Source organism: Algoriphagus sp. (assembly GCF_039969895.1).
Classification (GTDB): domain Bacteria; phylum Bacteroidota; class Bacteroidia; order Cytophagales; family Cyclobacteriaceae; genus Algoriphagus.
On sequence record NZ_JBDVMZ010000014.1, the window covers coordinates 70,154 to 86,772 of the forward strand.

Here is a 16,619-nt window from a genome sequence, read left to right on the forward strand (position 1 = left end):
CTAAAAATTTAGCAAATGAATTTATCAAAAGTACTCTCCTTAGTTTTCTTCCTAGTGGCCATCGGTCTAGGCTATTATCTTTACAAAGGTGTCGATGACGTAGTGGAAGAAGAGAAAAAAATAGCGCTTGTTGAAGCAGCAATTATCGAAAAACTTCAGATGCTTCGAGATGCCGAATTGGCCTACCAGGCATCAAATGGTAAATATGCAGGCAGCTGGGATACGTTGAAGTCATTTATCCAAACTGGTAAAATTTGGCTTATTCAGAGAACTGAGACTACAAAACTTCTTGAATACGGAAAGGAAGAAACTTCTGTGGCATTTGACACGCTAGGTTCTGTGTCAGTTATGGACTCCCTTTTCAATGAAAGAAAATTCCCTGATTTCAATCTTGATGCACTTGCTACAGTTCCGGGTTCTGGAGGAAAGCAATTCGAGTTCTTTGCTGACAAAGTGGAAAGAAATTCTTACGAAATCTCTGTTTTCGAAATTAGAGATCCTGCCCCAATCAATCCGGCAAGAAGATTGAACAACAACGAAAAAGCCTTGAAAGTAGGTTCAAGAACAGATGCCTCTACTGAGGGTAACTGGAAATAAAACCTCCTATTTTGGAAAGCAACCTTAAAGTATTTAAAAGTGATAGGTTTGATGTGGAAGACGCAGCAAGCCTATCACTTTTTTTGTATCCTGATTTTCTCTTCATTTTCGCAAAAGACAAGAACCAATCGACCATCTGTATTCATGAATACATGAAGTTCGACTGGAATTCCTTGGAACAGTTGATCGTCTCGGATCCTCTGTTGAAAACGGACATTCCGGCTAAGGTCTATTTGCATCAGCCGGACTTCAGTCTAGTTCCTGGTGTATTGTTTCAGCCTGGAAAAGAAGCCACTTACCTCTCCTTCGCCGGAGATCAAAAATCCAACACAAGCTACTTCAACACCCCACTAGATAGCAATAATTTACAGGTCCTCTCCAGTATCAGCAGCAAACTGAAGAAAACGCTGGAAGCAAGATTTTCAGAATTGACATTTCACCACGGATCGGTGAGTTTTCTTTCGTACTTATTCAAGGAGAGGTTTAACCTGATAGATCAAGAGATTCTAGTGAGCATATTTGGAAATCAGATCTACGCAGCAGCATTTTCCAATCAGGAACTTGCCGCTTTCAACATCTTCTCCATCGAGAGTAAGGAAGACATTTTGAAATATGTCACGATTTTTATTGAGCAATTGAAATTTGATAGAAACCATGTTCGGATCAGTCTTTTTGGAGCCACAGATGGCAGCGGAATTACTGAGAAATGGGGCAAAGAGTATTTTCATTATTTCAGGCTATTGACACCGCATGCCAATCAAAATTACACGCATGGTTTCAAGCATTTGAAGTTCGTCAATCTCTTTGAAAGCAATTGGCAATTCGACTAGGCAAAAAACTCACATGAAAAAAGTCGCTATTTTCCCAGGCTCCTTCGACCCATATACCCTTGGACATCATGATATTGTGATGAGAAGTCTCAATTTGTTTGATGAGGTGATCATAGGAATTGGCTATAATTCCACCAAGAAATCCAGGTACTTTGAGATTGAGGATATGGTAAAAAAAGTAGAGAGCGTCTATGAAAATATTCCTGGCGTGAAAGTCATCGTGTACAACGAATTGACTTCTACCCTAGCCAAGAAACATAACGCACAGTTCCTGATTAGAGGATTGAGGAACACGACGGACTTTGAGTACGAGAATACAATCAGCCAGATGAATCGCTACCTGAATTCTGATCTGGAAACAGTCTTCCTAATTACTTCTCCTAGATATGCTGCAATCAGCTCCACCATTATTCGGGAGGTGCACCGATTCGGAGGCGATGTGACAGAATTTCTACCTTATAACGTCTGAGGCTTCAGGTTCCTTCTGATAAACTGCTTGAATAAGTAGCGCATCGAAGGGTAGGAATTAATTAAGGCTATTTTGGCGTCAGCTTCAAAAAACCAGCGAATATCTTCTATTCCCTCTTCTTGCTGAGGAGCCATTTGTGCATCGCTTATGCAATCCATCTCATACCAATACGTCTTCTTCAGTATGCTTTTTCTATTCTGAGTATAGGTATGCCATGTAGTGCAGATTTTCTTGCTTGCCTTCACCTTCACCGCACACTCCTCTTCGACTTCCCTCACAGCGCATTCCTTAGGCGTTTCTCCTTTTTCAAATTTCCCTTTCGGAAAATCCCACTTTCCAAGCCTAAAAATCAGTAATAGCTTATCCTTTTTGGTCACCACTCCCCCAGCTGCTTTAATGATTGAGAAGCGACTTTTCACAAACTTCTTCAGAGAAGACTTGTCCTTTGTCACCAAGGTGATGGAATCCAAATCCTTCATTTTACGAGTTCGCAAGAGGTAAAGTAGTCGGATTACCAGGTCATGCGAAGGTTCATGAAATAGCACATCATCCTTCCATTGCAAATGGGACGGCAACTCTTCTAGCTGTTGATAGACAGTCTCGTAAGTCTTCGAGGGGTTCAGTTCCTCATAGCTTATGAGATCAAATGGTTTGTCATTCACGAAGATCCTCATAGTCGAATCTAAAGTTTGGCTTGGTTGAGATTAGCCAAAAGTGCATAATTTTTTCACTTACTACAACCTTGGCCTAAGTTTATCTCTTATTTTTGAAGTATGGAAATTTTAGACGCGAATGTAGCTGCTGAAGTAGCTGATAAATTATTAGAGATTAAAGCCATCAGGCTTCAACCTGAAAAACCCTTCACTTGGGCTTCTGGCTGGAAATCACCAATCTACTGTGACAACAGACTCTCCCTTTCCTTTCCTGAGGTACGCACCTTGATCAAGGAGCAACTCGTACGAAGTATTCAGCATTACTTCCCAAATGTAGAAGCCATTGCAGGTGTGGCCACAGCAGGAATTCCGCAAGGCGCGCTCCTTGCCAATGACCTCTGCCTCCCATTCGTCTATGTGCGTGCAAAAGCTAAAGGGCATGGCATGGAAAACATGATAGAAGGCAAGGTAGTGCCTGGGCAAAAGGTAGTAGTAGTGGAAGACTTGGTCTCTACTGGAGGAAGTTCTCTAAAAGCTACTCAAGATCTTCTTGATGCAGGGTTTGAGGTATTAGGTATGGTCGCAATTTTCAGTTATGGATTTGATGTGGCACAGCAAAACTTCGAAAAAGCAGGTGTGAAATTAGTATGCCTGAGTCATTACGAAGCGCTTCTTCCTATGGCCGTGCAACGAAAATTCATCACCGATGACACGCTCACTTCGCTTTCCGAATGGCGAAAAGATCCAGCTAGCTGGAAACAATAACCTATAGAAATCAAAAATGGCAGCGAAAAATCACTGCCATTTTTGATTAGAACGTAGGGACGATTTTCAAACAGTAAAGAGCCAAAAGCATTCTAGAATTGGGTTAAAGTAACCAAGGAGTCCTTGTCGGTCATTTGTCTTTCGAACAAGTAAGCCAAGAATTTAAGGTAACTAACACCTTTGAAATCAAGGATTACTACTGCCATTTCATCTCTCAAAAAGGCCAATTGACCCCCCAACCCAGTCTTTGTCTTTGTTAAACTTCACTCCTATCATCTCTCCCCGGCTCAGTCTAGAAAGGTTGCCCACCAAAGTAGGATTTTCATCTCCCTCTGGCCATAGCACCAAAATCCTCACTTCAACTTTTACCTTACCCTCTGGAGACTGGATCACGGGAGCATAGGCTACCTTTTTCTGAAGAATGTACAAATCCTTGTCTTTCACCGCATCGATATCAGCCTTTTTTACATTGAAAACCACCCCCGAGCCAGAAAATGAAAATAAAGGTTTCAAAACGTAGTTTTCCAAATCCTCTGGAATCTCCTTCAATTCACTCAGAAGGATGGTTTCTATGAAATACTTGCCTTGCAAATACGGCAGAATGAACTTAGAAATCCTAGTGTACCAATTGGGATGTCCTGCCCACTCCACATCCAGCTCCTCCTCAAAGCTAAACTGTAATGTCAGATCCTTTCGCAGATTTAGTTCATCAAAAATCACCCGGTTGTAAATGCGTCTAATACGCTTTTTTTCGCCAGCATGATTCACATAAAAAAGCTGAGACCCTTCTTTGAGAACCTCCGTCACACAGACTATGGGAATGCCCAAGTCTCGATGGCAATAGTAAAAATCAATCTTCGTATTCTGTTTTTCCGGCTCTATCTCTAATAATATCACCTCAGTGGAATCAAAATCTTTGATCACCACTTCTCGCAGCTTAGCCAGATAAGATTCTTCATCCAATCCTGACAGGTAAGGCGTCAGTTCGGAAAGAAAGGCATATCGTTCTTTCAACTTCCTGTACAGATTGAACTGAAAATTGAATATGGAAGGAAATCCCTGAACCTCGATAAGCTTGGGAACAAGCTGCCCATTTTCTTCACAAATCCCAAAATCAATAGCCATAAACTGCGAATGGGCATCCTCATTGGGTACAGAAAAATTCAAGTCTATCGCGCGCTGAGTGAGTGATTTGAAATCAGGCTTTTTGATAAAATCGATCACTTCGCCACATGCCTCTACGAGCTGATTCTTTATTTCATTTGGGATGAAAAAAGGCGTTTCTGCTATTCTGAAGGTAGGAGCATAATTAAAGTCCGCAGCTAGATCATCAAGAAAAGCCTGATATTTCTCCGTGGAAAATTCAGCATTAAATTGAGCTCTACGGGATTCAATCATACGATTTTAAATTAATGTAAGGGTTTGGGTTGCTTTTACTTTTTGAATAGACTGAGCTAGAAAATTAGGAATCAACGTCTCGTTTGTTTTATAGATTTTATCCTCATCTATCATGTGCTCCAGCATTTTTCTAAACCTGATTTTACCGATAGACGCGATGATCTTCTCCTTTACCTCAGTTTTTTTCAAATGTGCCAGAAAACTCACCGGATCTGCTTCAGGATGGAATTGAGTTCCTACCATTTCATCAGAAAAGCGAATGGCCATGATGGCGCGTTCGTAGTGCACATGATCGCGAATTTTCTCCAGAGCGATGATTTTTGCTCCCAGCACTTTGAATTTTTTCAAATCTGGCTGCACCACCTGATAATCCCTCGAGTCAACAGCCCAAAAAGGATTGTCGAGATTTTGCAATAAAGAGTCTTTCAGTCCATCAGCTGTCTTGTGTACGGACATCACGCCAAATGATGTAGAATTACGTTTGGTAAGTGTACCCAACCCAAAATGCCTGCAGGCCATTTGGAATGAATGGCAGATAAAAAGAATGTGTTTCTTCTGATTGAAATTCTGATTCCAAATCCAAATCTGATCTAGAAAATCAAAATATTTCAAATCCCAATTGCCATCCCCATCCATTGGATTCCCAGGTCCTCCGGTAGATATAAATAGTTCAAAATCACCAAGCTCAGGAAGCTCTGCCTTACCTCTCACGTCAAAAACCTTGTAGTTGATCTGACTTTCAAATCGCGCCACGATATCTTTAATACAACGCATCCCCTGATTTGGCTCGCCGTCATACATATCCAAGATCGCCAAGTTCAATTTTTTCTTTCCCACGTTGCCTTATAGTTTTTTTTGCCCGCAAAGGTAATGAAAGCCCTTAAATCCCCTGAGTAAACTTTGAAGTGATCATGTCCACTACTTTTTTGAGGTCCTGAGTTTTTTCAAAAACTGCTAACTGCTGATCTGCACCCGTTCCATTCTGGAAGATCTTATGCACGTAATCGATTTCTGCTCTGCTTCCCAACTCATCAACTACGTCATCGACAAATTCAAGCAACTCAGCTATAAGTTCGGGGGTTGGCACTTCTACTTTTCTGCCAAAATCTATCAGTTTACCCTCAATCCCGTTTCTCGCCGCCCGAAATTTATTCTCCCGGATCAAGGCAATTCTATAGATATTGAAACTGGTGTTGCTCAAAAGAAGCTTGTATAATTTGGCCACAACAGCTTGAATCAATGCCACGATGCAAATCGTCTCATCGACCGTGAGACACATATCACAGATTCGGAATTCAATCGTGCTGAAAAAGGGATGAATTCTCAGGTCCCACCAGATCTTTTTGGGATTATCTATGCAATTTGTTTTGACTAGTGTCTCCAGGTAATTGTCATAGGACTGCACAGAATCAAAATATTCCGGCAAGCCTGTTCTTGGGAATTTGGCAAAAATCTTTGCTCGAAAAGCTTTAAAGCCCGTATTCCTGCCTTCCCAAAAAGGTGAATTTGTAGTCAACGCATAGATATGGGGAAGAAAATAGCAGGCTTGATTCATCAGCTGCAGCGCGATTTCCCGATTGTCAATTCCCACATGGACATGCAGTCCAAAAATGAGGTTGGACCTGGCGATGTCCTTCAGCTCATCCACAATGGTATGATAGCGCGGATCATCTGTGATCTCCTGATCCTGCCATCTGGCAAAAGGATGCGTACTAGCGGCACCTACCACCAACCCTTGATTAGCCGCTAATTCCGCTATCTTGTTGCGAAGGGAAGACACTTCTAATCGAGCTTGAGCTACATTCTCACAGACATTAGTTCCTACTTCTACTACCGACTGATGCATCTCAGCTTTCACCTGCTCCTTGAGCGTGATTTTGCCACCCTCCACGATTTTTGACATGTGCGAGCGCAGGTCTCTCGTGTGAGGATCGATGATTTGGTATTCTTCTTCTACACCCAGGGTGAACTTTGGGAGCTTTTTTTGGAATGAAGCCATGACTATATATTAAGCTGAAATTCTAAAATCTTTTTGCACTGCTCACAGCATCTTTCATAAATGTCCCCCAGGTGAGGTTCATTTTTCCAGGCTTCTGTGCTTTGGCATAAGCGATAGCCATTTTCGCTGCCTCTTCCACTACCCAATCAAAATTCTCCTGACCTACAGAATTGATATCAGCATCTGGCGCAGGATTACCAAAATCTATCGCATAAGGAATCCCTTCTTTCACAGCAAATTCTACGGTATTGAAATCATAGCCCAGACCTTTGCAAAGTCGTAGCGTGTAGTCTTTGACAGTTGCCAAGAGTTTTTTGGAAGCAGGTGGTCCATCTACTACATAGCGCAAATGATGCGGATTACGTGGTTCATAAGGCATGATTTTCACAGCTTTTCCGCCTAGGCAATACACTCGAAAGTATTCCTCAAATACGATTTCTTCCTGTAGCATCATGACCAGTTGCCCTGTCTCAGGATGAGTTCTGAAAAACTCGTCTTTATCTTCCAAGCGATATACATTTTTCCATCCACCGCCCGCATAAGGTTTCATATAAGCTGGAAAACCTACATAATCGAAAATACCTTCCCAATCCAAAGGAGCTTTGAGATTTCTGAATGATTTAGAAGTCGTGTCGTCAGGATGTTGAGCCGAAGGCAAAATCACTGTTTTGGGAAGTGGAACGCCCAATTGATCCGCCAGCGCATTGTTGAAGAACTTGTCATCGGCACTCCACCAAAAAGGGTTATTGATCACGGCGGTGCCTGTCAATGCGGCATTTTTCAAATAAGCTCTATAGAAGGGTACATCTTGTGAGATTCGATCGATGATGACTGCATAATCAGAAAGTTTATTCTGAATCACTTTGTCAATTTGAACGGCCTCAGCCATGATTCCTTTTTCAGCTTTTTGATTTACTCTATCTATAAATGCCTGAGGAAAAGTGTCCTCCATTCCGAAAAGTATTCCTATTTTTTTCATACCTAAGTTATGATTTGTTGAGTTAGTTAAATTTTATTCTGCTGAGGTAATGTGGGAACATTTCCTTCCAAACTCCCCAGTCGTGTTGCCTGTTTTGGCGCACGTCCAGCCAGTGATTGATGTTTTTTGATTTAAGCGTTTCGTGCAGCTTGAGATTTGCATCAAAACAGATGTCCCAATTGGAGGTTCCGAGGACGATATCCATCTTCCAAAGTTCTTGGTCATGAAGTCCAGGTAAGTATTCGAGCGGATTATTGTAATAGATATCGTCGTGCTGATACCCATCCATAAAGTCCCTGATATCAAAAGCTCCCGACATGCTAAACATGTGGCTCACATATCCCGGATGCCGAAAAGCAAAATTTGCGGCATGATATCCACCAAAGCTACAGCCCGCCATAACCACCTTCGCCATCGAAGTATTCAGCCGGATACGCTCTACTAGTTCATGACAAATCATATTGTCATACGCCACATGATGCTGTATTCGGTCATGAGGATGAATATTCTTATTATAAAAGCTATCCGCGTCATTGCTCACCGGACAATAAATTCGTATCAACCCTTGTTCTAGGTACCAATGAGCTGAATTCACCAACCCCATATCCCGGTTTTCATGAAACGAGCCTTTGGAGGTAGGAAATAACACCACCGGATAACCGGCGTGTCCGAACACCAACATTTCTACATCCCGCTGTAGGTGGGGAGAAAACCATCTTAAATATTCTTCTTTCATTTTCACAAATTTGATTTGAATTGGCGGCACCAGTTTTACAGCGGTAGGAAGTCATCTTACTGATGATTTTTTCATAAGGTAAAAAATGCCCGCACCTAATAAATTAAAGCTGGCAAGATTTCACAAACAAAATTTTAACATCCAATCAAAAACCAGTGGTTTTCTCTCACTTTCAAATACTACTCAAAATTTCCTGAAAAGAAAAGGAAGTGAGAAGAGGTATTTTATAAAAAATTCAGCTTTTATCGTTTCAAATCTAGATTTGGCTGATTTTTAAGGAGATAATGATGCAGGAGGCTACCCAGAAAAGTGATCCAAAAAACAGCAACTATAAGCCATTTGGTAGTAGTGAAAAAAGAGGCAACAAACCCTAAAATATGACTCTCTGTAGGATATTTAAGCAATAGACTCGTTACCATGATATTCTCCAGCAGATCGAATATAAAAATCAATAAGGGCAAGATCGCGATTAACTTATTATTCAAAAACTTAACAATCAAACTCGAGAACAACAACAAATAGATCACCATATAAGTAGAATCCAACACCCAGATAATGTATAAGTATTCAGCTCGAAGTGCTGGCCCCATACTTTTCAAAGTGGTATAAGCCTCATCAGCCGTGTAGGCAAACTTGACATCCAAAGCCAAACTTCTCGGCATGTAGTAGTTTAACAAAACTATAAAGAGAAGGAATAGTGCGAAAAGGATAGCTAGATTTGAGCGACTGCCTAACCTTCTGAGGAGCATTTTCATAAAAAATGTAAAGTTGTAAAAATCATTAAATTAGAGTCAGTCTAAATTTACCAAAAATAAACCATTCGCATATAAATCCTGAACGGTCAGAGAATCATTCAAGTTGTAAACCAACTTGCGTACATCGGATAGTTTTTAGCAGTTCTGGTGATTACCTCGTCCATTTCTGCACCAGTGTCTTTCACTTTTTTGGCAGGCATTCCCGCATAAATAGAATTGGCTTCCACGATAGTATTCGCCAAAACCACCGCACCAGCGGCTATCACGGCTCCTGAGTGAATCACAGCCCCATCCATCACAATGGCTCCCATTCCTATCAATACCCGGTCATGAATAGTACATCCATGAACTACGGCATTATGAGCAATAGAGACCTGATTCCCTATATAAGTGCCAGCTTTTTTGTAGGTACAATGAATCACCGCCCCATCCTGGATATTGGTGTCATTGCCAATTCGGATCTCATGGACATCTCCCCTTACTACCGCGTTGAACCAAACAGTGCACCGCTCTCCCATCATGACGTCACCAACCACGGTACAGTTTGGAGCTAGCCAACACTCCTTTCCAAACTGAGGTTTTTTACCATTTACTTCTAATTGCAAGGACATAGCTATTGAATTTTAGACGTATTAGTCACTTTTCGATCTAAAACAAAGTTTCACTTTTTCTTTTATGAAATGAACCTTTTGGAGAAAATTGAGTTTACGTGTCTATACATCAAAAACCGAAACTGATTAAATTAATGAAAACTCTAAAACTTTCAGGTCTAGTTCTAGCAGCTGCTCTAATGACAACAGCCTGCAGCAAACCAACCGACACAGTAGAAACTACAGAGGCTCAAGAAGTATCCCAAGCTGAAGGAAAAACGCTTTCACTGAACACTGAAGCTTCTAAAATCGAATGGATGGGCTACAAGCCAACTGGTCAGCACAACGGAATAATACCAGCTACTACTGGTACAGTTATCGTGAACGGAAACGAAGTGACCGGCGGATCATTTACTTTCGATATCACCGGGCTTGAGATTCATGACCTTGAAGCAGGTAGTGAAAATTACGGCAAACTTCATGGACACCTTCAGTCAGATGATTTCTTTGATGCTGCAAACCACCCAACAGCTACTTTTGAAATCACTTCTGTAGAGCCTTTCTCTGCTGATGACGTGATCACAGATGAAGAGGAATTCAACTCTGAGTTCACTCCTAAGTCAAACACAGAACTTTCCCCTGCAACACCAAATTACTGGGTAAGCGGCAACTTGACCATGCGAGGTACTACCAAAAACATCAAATTCCCAGCTACAATTAACGTAACTGACGGAGTGGTGACTACCAAAGCTGGTTTCAACATCGATAGAACAGAATGGGGTCTTTCTTACGGCGATGAAGCTACTGTAGCTGACAAAGCCAAAGACAAATTCGTTTACAATAATGTGGGCTTGATCTTGGATGTAAAAGCCAATTAATCTCAACAAACTTATTGAAAAGAGGAATTCTTCACAGGATTCCTCTTTTTTTGTGATACCAATGAAGACCTCCAACTACAGCTACGCTATCCCAAGTCCTCAATGGATCGAAAAACTCTGCCGTTGGGCGGATACCCACTACGAGTTTTTTGCCTTAACTAATGGAAATAGCTACGAATACCCCGAATCCCCATTTTCAAGTCAATTTTTTGCAGGAAATAGGTTATTGACCGAATCTGAAATCTGGGGTGAAAATCTCCACTTCAGGAAAGTTGGAATTATAGGCTATGATTTTAAAAATCATTTAGAAAAGTTGAAAAGTGAGAATTTCAGCTTTTTCGATCTCCCTGAACTTTGTTTTTTTCAGCCTTCGCTTTCCTTAACTTTTGAAAAGAATCAGGTTTATTCAGATACTGAGTTGACTGAAGGATTTTTGGAAAAAATAGAAAACATACGCCTCCCAAAAAATGGAAACACCACCTGTGAAGTCAGTCCTCAACTCACTAGAGAAAGTTATTTAGAAAAAGTAAAAACCATCCAAAACCACATCATAGAAGGAAATACCTACGAGTGTAACTTTTGTCAAGCCTACTCAGGTTCTTTCGAAACTTGGGATCCCATCTTAGCCTTTTTTCAGCTGAACGAGCTTTCTCCCATGCCCTTTTCTGCACTTTTCAAAGCCAAATCCCAATGGCTAGTATCTGCATCACCCGAACGTTACCTCAAAAAATCTGGCGCAAAACTAATCGCTCAACCCATCAAAGGCACAATCAAGCGAGGTGAATCCCCCGCAGAAGATGCCAGGAACATCACCACGCTAGCAACTAGCGAAAAAGAGCAGGCTGAAAATCTGATGATCGCAGACCTCATGCGCAATGACCTTTCCAAGGTTTCCCAGGTGGGTTCGGTACAAGTCACTGAGTTATTTGGCATCTATCCCTTGCCGAGGGTTTTTCAGATGATCAGTACTGTAGCTTCAGCGTTGAGAAAAGACGTGAATTTCTCAGAGATCATTCAGGCTTCTTTTCCCATGGGAAGTATGACGGGCGCACCAAAAATCCGAACGATGGAAATCATCGAAGAACTGGAAAGCTTCAAAAGAGGCTGGTTTTCTGGAGCTTTTGGAGTGATCGAAGAGAATGGGGATTTTGATTTCTCAGTAGTCATTCGGAGTATTATTGCTGATTTGGAAGCAAAAAAATTATACTTTGGAGTAGGTAGTGCGATCACTTTCGATGCCGATGCAACCCAGGAATACGAAGAATGCGGACTCAAAGCTCAAGCAATCTTAGAAGTGCTTCGTGGAAAATGAAAAAGAAATAACTCTTCCTCCTATCCGGAAAATCATCCATGTAGATATGGATGCTTTTTATGCCTCTGTGGAGCAGCTCGATCATCCTGAGTGGCGAGGAAAACCGCTCGTGGTGGGCGGAAATGCCGCCAGAGGAGTAATTGCGGCCGCAAGTTATGAGGCTAGGAAATTCGGAGTGCATTCTGCTATGCCTTCGATATTGGCGGCTCGGAAGTGTCCTCAGCTTATCTTTGCGCCAGCTAGATTCGATCGATACAAGGAAATTTCCAGTCAGATCAGAGAAGTATTCCATGAATATACAGACCTGGTGGAGCCATTGTCTTTGGATGAAGCGTTTTTGGATGTGACGGAAAACAAGAAGGGGTTGAAATCCGCGATTTTGATAGCGAAACAAATCAGGCAGATGATCTATGAACGAACAGGCTTGAATGCATCGGCGGGAGTTTCTTACAATAAGTTTCTAGCCAAAATCGCATCAGATCTGAACAAACCCAATGGACAGGCTGTGATTCTCCCGGAAGAGGCTGAGGAGTTCTTAGAGAAATTACCCATCAAAAAATTCTTCGGGATAGGGAAAGTAACTACCGAGAAAATGGGAAGTCTGGGAATCCACAATGGCAAAGACCTCAAGCAATTTTCGTTGCAATACCTCACTCGAAAATTTGGCAAGTCTGGCATTCACTACTTCAATATCGTCCGAGGAATTCACCTCTCCGAAGTACAACCCCACCGAATCCGTAAGTCGATTAGTGCAGAGAACACCTTCGAACGGGATCTTTCGGAGGACGAAGAACTTCGCCTAGAGCTGCGAAATATCTACGATGAGTTAATCCGACGAATAAAGAAATCAGGGATTAATGGCAGGACAGTCACGTTGAAGATTAAGTTTTCAGACTTCACGCAGCAGACTCGCAGCAAAACTCAGGAACAATATCCCAACGAAGAACTTATCTGGCATATCGCTCAGGAACTGTTGACTCAGGAACCATTCGATAAATCCATCAGATTACTCGGTCTGGGACTCTCCAATCTTAATATTATCGAAGAGCACCAGCATTTTGGAGAGCAGTTGAAGATTCCGTTTGAAGTCAATTCTCCTTAATTCCCACATGTACTTCTTGAAGAGATAAAGCACCAATGATCTTAAAAGAGTAAAATAAAGAATCAGACTTTCTGCCATTCTGTCCGCATTTTCTTAATTTCGCCATCCGAAAGCAGGATAGACAGTAAATGAAATCTAGGCTGCCTCTGGCAGAGAGGCTTGACTAAAAAGTCTCACACTGGGATAACTAGCAAGCAGGTGAGATTCCATAGGGCCCTTAATAGACGAATTATAATTTTATGAATAATTTGATTGCAGATATTGACATCATCTCCGGAGAGGAAGCCAAGGCGACCGACTACAGAACTTCAGCAGATGAGAATACCGGCAAAACCAGAAAACTTTACATCGAGAGCTACGGTTGCGCCATGAATTTCGCAGATTCAGAAGTGGTAGCAGCGATCATGAAAGATGGGGGATTTGATACTACTTCCGATTTCTACAAGGCAGATGTCATTTTCCTCAACACCTGCTCCATCCGTGAAAAAGCCGAATTAACCGTCAGAAAACGTCTGACAGATTTCCAGCGAGCTAAAAAAGCTAAACCAGGAATGACCATAGGAGTTCTCGGCTGTATGGCTGAGCGATTAAAAGATAAATTCTTAGAAGAAGAAAAATTGGTCGATATCGTCGTAGGTCCAGATGCCTACCGTGACTTACCCAATTTAATTTCCAGCGCTGAAGACGGTCAAAAAGGCGTCAACACCTTTCTTTCCCGCGAGGAAACCTACGCGGATATTTCTCCTGTACGATTGAATTCCAACGGAGTGACGGCATTCGTGTCCATCATGCGAGGCTGTGACAACATGTGCTCCTTCTGTGTAGTACCTTTTACCCGAGGAAGAGAACGAAGTCGGGATCCCCACTCCATCGTCGAAGAAGCTAGAGATCTTTTCTCAAAAGGTTTCAAAGAAGTTACTTTACTCGGACAAAACGTCGATAGCTACAAATGGTCTCCTGAGGAAAACAATAAAGCCCGACTGAATAAAAAAGAAAAGGAAGTGAGTACGGTAATCAACTTTGCCAATCTCTTGGAAATGGTGGCGCAGGTAAATCCTGCTCTTCGAGTTCGCTTCTCCACCTCTCACCCAAAAGATATCACAGACGAAGTTCTTTATACTATTAAAAAGTACGACAACATCTGTAAATACATCCATTTGCCAGCCCAAAGCGGAAATTCTCGTGTGTTGGAAATGATGAATAGAACCTACAGCCGGGAATGGTATTTAGAGCGGGTATCCAAGATCAAGGCTATCCTGGGAGAAGAATGCGGAATTTCATCTGATTTCATCACCGGATTTTGTAGCGAAACGGAGGAAGAGCATCAGGACACACTTTCCCTTATGGACATCGTCAAGTTCGATTTCTCCTACATGTTCTACTACTCTGAACGTCCAGGGACTTTGGCAGCAAAGAAATATCCCGACGATATCTCTATGGAAGTGAAAAAGCAACGACTTTCGGAAGTGATCAAAAAGCAAAGCGAGACCTCTCTGCTGAGAAACAAACTTGACCTAGGAAAAGAACAAATCATTCTGGTAGAAGGCGAATCCAAAAAATCGGCTTCCGATTACAAGGGAAGAAACTCGGCAAACAAAGTAGTAATCGTACCGGCAGGGAACTACACTAAGGGCGATTATTTGAAAGTGAAAATAACAGATTGTACGCCTGCGACGCTTTTCGGTGAGGTAATAGAAATAAACCCAGAACTATCATGATTGCAAATCCGGAAATACAAAGCGTTAAGCAACGCTTCGGAATCATCGGCAATAGTCCACTTTTAAATCATGCGATTCAAGTAGCCATGCAAGCCGCACCTACTGACATGACCGTGCTGATCACTGGAGAAAGCGGGAGTGGTAAGGAAAGTTTTTCGAAAATTATTCATTCCCTTAGCCTACGTAAGCATGGCAAATTTATCGCAATCAACTGTGGAGCTATTCCGGAAGGAACGATTGACTCGGAGCTTTTCGGCCATGAGAAAGGCTCATTTACAGGAGCACATGAAGCAAGAAAAGGCTATTTCGAAGTCACTGACGGAGGTTCTATATTTCTAGACGAAATCGGAGAGCTCCCCCTTGGCACGCAGTCCAGATTGCTGCGAGTATTAGAAAACGGTGAATTCATCAAAGTAGGATCCTCCAAGGTGCTCAAGACGAATGTCAGAGTAATTGCCGCCACGAATGTCAAGCTTCTCAATGCCGTGGAAAAAGGCAAGTTCAGAGAGGATTTGTACTACAGACTGAACACCGTCCCGATTTTTGTACCGCCTTTGCGAGAGCGAGGAGAGGATATGGTCTTGCTTTTCAGAAAATTCACTTCAGATTTCTCAGAGAAATATCAAGTAAAACCTATCAGTTTAGACCCGGAAGCACAGGCTGCCTTGATGCGCTATTCCTTCCCGGGAAATATTCGTCAGCTGAAAAACATTGCCGAGCAAATCTCCCTCTTGGAACAAGATCGGGAAGTAACAGCGCAGACCCTTTCGAACTACCTACCTTCGGACAATTCACGCCTACCGATGGCACTTCCGAATTCCTCAAAAAACACGGATTCTTCAGATTTCTCCGAAAGAGATATCCTGTACAAAGTGCTTTTTGATATGAAAAAAGATATGAATGATTTGAAAAAACTGGTGCTGGAAACCTACCAAAATGGTGGCCTAAGCCAAAATATCATTCAAAAGCATCAGGGTCTTTTTGAAGATTTGGATGGAGGATTCAATCCCAAAGAAACTACTGAGTCCGGATCCAGCTACGTTCCTCTAGTGATCGATTCTCAAAAATCAAACACATCGAACAACGATGAATACGAGGACGACGTCATAGAAGACATTATCCATGAGGAGGATGATAATTCTCTTTCTTTGGAAAAGAAAGAAAAGGAGATGATTCTAAGAGCTTTGCGCAAGCACAACAATAAAAGAAAATATGCCGCTAATGACCTTGGCATATCCGAACGCACACTATATAGAAAAATAAAGCAATATGAGATCGACCAATAAGCTCAGCATCCTTGCAGTTGGATTGATCTTTCTCCTGTTCCAGAGTTGCTCAGTCAAATACAGCTTCACAGGTACTAACATCGATTACAATTTGGTGAAGACATTTTCAGTGGATAATTTCTTTAATGATGCCGGAGGAGGACCAGCGAATATTGAGCAAACATTCACAGAGTCACTGAAGGAATATTACCAGAGAAATACTCAGCTAGAACTCGTCAGAACCAATGGAAACTTACAGTTTATGGGGGCTATCACCCAGTACGCGGTGACTCCTCAGGCTGCCGTATCCAGTGGCGACCCCAACTTGCCCGATCGGGCAGGCACCATGCGTCTGACTATCCGAGTAGAAGTGGAATACATCAATACTACGAACGAAGAAGAAAACCTGAAGCAAAGCTTTTCTTTCTTCCAAGATTACGATCCTAGAACATCCACTTTGTTGGATGTAGAAAATGATCTGGTTGAGGAGATTTTCAAAAATATCATCCAGGATATCTTTACAGCTACCGTAGCCAATTGGTAACAGACTAATTATCAAGCTAAAAAGATAAT

The 16,619-nt window shown here is 42.0% G+C and carries 18 protein-coding genes; 10 read left to right on the forward strand and 8 right to left on the reverse strand.

Annotated features, from left to right (window positions below; translation table 11 throughout):
- Positions 1-15: 15 nt before the first annotated feature.
- The 3 genes from ABJH64_RS11710 to coaD are packed head-to-tail and all read left to right on the forward strand — an operon-like array spanning position 16 to position 1,896.
- On the forward strand, positions 16-597 hold the full coding sequence (locus tag ABJH64_RS11710; protein ID WP_348276594.1) for a hypothetical protein: 582 nt from the start codon (positions 16-18) through the stop codon (positions 595-597).
- A gap of 11 nt (positions 598-608) precedes the next feature.
- Complete coding sequence (locus ABJH64_RS11715; protein ID WP_348276593.1) at positions 609-1,427, forward strand: DUF3822 family protein; 819 nt, start codon at positions 609-611, stop codon at positions 1,425-1,427.
- A gap of 13 nt (positions 1,428-1,440) precedes the next feature.
- The gene (gene coaD / locus ABJH64_RS11720; protein WP_348276592.1) at positions 1,441-1,896 is read left to right on the forward strand and encodes a pantetheine-phosphate adenylyltransferase; all 456 of its coding nucleotides are present in this window, start codon (positions 1,441-1,443) and stop codon (positions 1,894-1,896) included.
- Here the strand turns inward: coaD and ABJH64_RS11725 are convergent.
- Positions 1,884-2,570: an NUDIX domain-containing protein gene (locus tag ABJH64_RS11725; RefSeq protein WP_348276591.1), complete on the reverse strand. Its 687-nt coding sequence runs from the start codon at positions 2,568-2,570 to the stop codon at positions 1,884-1,886. The genes coaD and ABJH64_RS11725 overlap by 13 nt on opposite strands.
- 99 nt (positions 2,571-2,669) lie before the next feature.
- Between ABJH64_RS11725 and pyrE the strand changes: the two genes are divergently transcribed.
- A complete protein-coding gene (gene pyrE / locus ABJH64_RS11730) occupies positions 2,670-3,314 on the forward strand; it encodes an orotate phosphoribosyltransferase (protein WP_348276590.1) in 645 nt (214 codons plus the stop codon).
- A gap of 207 nt (positions 3,315-3,521) precedes the next feature.
- Here the strand turns inward: pyrE and ABJH64_RS11735 are convergent, their stop codons facing one another.
- The 7 genes from ABJH64_RS11735 to ABJH64_RS11765 form a co-directional block, all read right to left on the reverse strand.
- Positions 3,522-4,712 carry a hypothetical protein gene (locus tag ABJH64_RS11735; RefSeq protein ID WP_348276589.1) on the reverse strand — a complete coding sequence of 397 codons (1,191 nt, stop codon included), beginning with the start codon at positions 4,710-4,712 and terminating at the stop codon, positions 3,522-3,524.
- 6 nt (positions 4,713-4,718) lie between these two features.
- Positions 4,719-5,549: a GMP synthase gene (locus tag ABJH64_RS11740; protein WP_348276588.1), complete on the reverse strand. Its 831-nt coding sequence runs from the start codon at positions 5,547-5,549 to the stop codon at positions 4,719-4,721.
- 43 nt (positions 5,550-5,592) lie between these two features.
- The gene (locus tag ABJH64_RS11745) at positions 5,593-6,711 is read right to left on the reverse strand and encodes a carboxylate-amine ligase (protein WP_348299792.1); all 1,119 of its coding nucleotides are present in this window, start codon (positions 6,709-6,711) and stop codon (positions 5,593-5,595) included.
- Between the two features lie 22 nt (positions 6,712-6,733).
- Positions 6,734-7,690 (reverse strand): hypothetical protein, encoded by a 957-nt coding sequence (locus tag ABJH64_RS11750; protein ID WP_348299791.1) that lies wholly within the window; start codon positions 7,688-7,690, stop codon positions 6,734-6,736.
- Positions 7,691-7,712: 22 nt separating this feature from the next.
- Positions 7,713-8,426, reverse strand: a complete 714-nt coding sequence (locus ABJH64_RS11755) for an alpha/beta hydrolase-fold protein (RefSeq protein WP_348299790.1) — start codon at positions 8,424-8,426, stop codon at positions 7,713-7,715.
- 242 nt (positions 8,427-8,668) lie between these two features.
- Entirely contained in the window at positions 8,669-9,181 is a 513-nt protein-coding gene (locus tag ABJH64_RS11760) for a hypothetical protein (RefSeq protein ID WP_348299789.1), read from the reverse strand.
- 98 nt (positions 9,182-9,279) lie between these two features.
- On the reverse strand, positions 9,280-9,792 hold the full coding sequence (locus tag ABJH64_RS11765) for a gamma carbonic anhydrase family protein (protein ID WP_348299788.1): 513 nt from the start codon (positions 9,790-9,792) through the stop codon (positions 9,280-9,282).
- Between the two features lie 134 nt (positions 9,793-9,926).
- Here ABJH64_RS11765 and ABJH64_RS11770 point away from each other — a divergent pair, with 134 nt between their 5' ends.
- The 6 genes from ABJH64_RS11770 (at position 9,927) to ABJH64_RS11795 (ending at position 16,590) form a co-directional block, all read left to right on the forward strand.
- A complete protein-coding gene (locus ABJH64_RS11770; protein ID WP_348299787.1) occupies positions 9,927-10,649 on the forward strand; it encodes a YceI family protein in 723 nt (240 codons plus the stop codon).
- A 61-nt stretch (positions 10,650-10,710) separates the two neighbouring features.
- The gene (locus tag ABJH64_RS11775) at positions 10,711-11,961 is read left to right on the forward strand and encodes an anthranilate synthase component I family protein (RefSeq protein WP_348299786.1); all 1,251 of its coding nucleotides are present in this window, start codon (positions 10,711-10,713) and stop codon (positions 11,959-11,961) included.
- Positions 11,951-13,063 (forward strand): DNA polymerase IV, encoded by a 1,113-nt coding sequence (gene dinB, locus ABJH64_RS11780; RefSeq protein ID WP_348299785.1) that lies wholly within the window; start codon positions 11,951-11,953, stop codon positions 13,061-13,063. The genes ABJH64_RS11775 and dinB overlap by 11 nt, the downstream gene beginning before the upstream one ends.
- A 239-nt stretch (positions 13,064-13,302) precedes the next feature.
- Entirely contained in the window at positions 13,303-14,781 is a 1,479-nt protein-coding gene (gene miaB / locus ABJH64_RS11785; RefSeq protein WP_348299784.1) for a tRNA (N6-isopentenyl adenosine(37)-C2)-methylthiotransferase MiaB, read from the forward strand.
- The gene (locus ABJH64_RS11790) at positions 14,778-16,067 is read left to right on the forward strand and encodes a sigma-54 dependent transcriptional regulator (protein ID WP_348299782.1); all 1,290 of its coding nucleotides are present in this window, start codon (positions 14,778-14,780) and stop codon (positions 16,065-16,067) included. The genes miaB and ABJH64_RS11790 overlap by 4 nt, the downstream gene beginning before the upstream one ends.
- On the forward strand, positions 16,051-16,590 hold the full coding sequence (locus ABJH64_RS11795) for an LptE family protein (protein ID WP_348299780.1): 540 nt from the start codon (positions 16,051-16,053) through the stop codon (positions 16,588-16,590). The genes ABJH64_RS11790 and ABJH64_RS11795 overlap by 17 nt, the downstream gene beginning before the upstream one ends.
- Positions 16,591-16,619 lie beyond the last annotated feature (29 nt).

Coding starts and splice junctions, on each gene's coding strand:
- ABJH64_RS11750 (WP_348299791.1), bottom strand. CDS start 7,690: ATGAAAAAAATAGGAATACTTTTCGGAATGGAGGACACTTTTCCTCAG.
- coaD (WP_348276592.1), top strand. CDS start 1,441: ATGAAAAAAGTCGCTATTTTCCCAGGCTCCTTCGACCCATATACCCTT.
- pyrE (WP_348276590.1), top strand. CDS start 2,670: ATGGAAATTTTAGACGCGAATGTAGCTGCTGAAGTAGCTGATAAATTA.
- ABJH64_RS11770 (WP_348299787.1), top strand. CDS start 9,927: ATGAAAACTCTAAAACTTTCAGGTCTAGTTCTAGCAGCTGCTCTAATG.
- ABJH64_RS11765 (WP_348299788.1), bottom strand. CDS start 9,792: ATGTCCTTGCAATTAGAAGTAAATGGTAAAAAACCTCAGTTTGGAAAG.
- ABJH64_RS11760 (WP_348299789.1), bottom strand. CDS start 9,181: ATGAAAATGCTCCTCAGAAGGTTAGGCAGTCGCTCAAATCTAGCTATC.
- ABJH64_RS11795 (WP_348299780.1), top strand. CDS start 16,051: ATGAGATCGACCAATAAGCTCAGCATCCTTGCAGTTGGATTGATCTTT.
- miaB (WP_348299784.1), top strand. CDS start 13,303: ATGAATAATTTGATTGCAGATATTGACATCATCTCCGGAGAGGAAGCC.
- ABJH64_RS11710 (WP_348276594.1), top strand. CDS start 16: ATGAATTTATCAAAAGTACTCTCCTTAGTTTTCTTCCTAGTGGCCATC.
- ABJH64_RS11735 (WP_348276589.1), bottom strand. CDS start 4,712: ATGATTGAATCCCGTAGAGCTCAATTTAATGCTGAATTTTCCACGGAG.
- ABJH64_RS11790 (WP_348299782.1), top strand. CDS start 14,778: ATGATTGCAAATCCGGAAATACAAAGCGTTAAGCAACGCTTCGGAATC.
- ABJH64_RS11775 (WP_348299786.1), top strand. CDS start 10,711: ATGAAGACCTCCAACTACAGCTACGCTATCCCAAGTCCTCAATGGATC.
- ABJH64_RS11725 (WP_348276591.1), bottom strand. CDS start 2,570: ATGAGGATCTTCGTGAATGACAAACCATTTGATCTCATAAGCTATGAG.
- ABJH64_RS11745 (WP_348299792.1), bottom strand. CDS start 6,711: ATGGCTTCATTCCAAAAAAAGCTCCCAAAGTTCACCCTGGGTGTAGAA.
- ABJH64_RS11755 (WP_348299790.1), bottom strand. CDS start 8,426: ATGAAAGAAGAATATTTAAGATGGTTTTCTCCCCACCTACAGCGGGAT.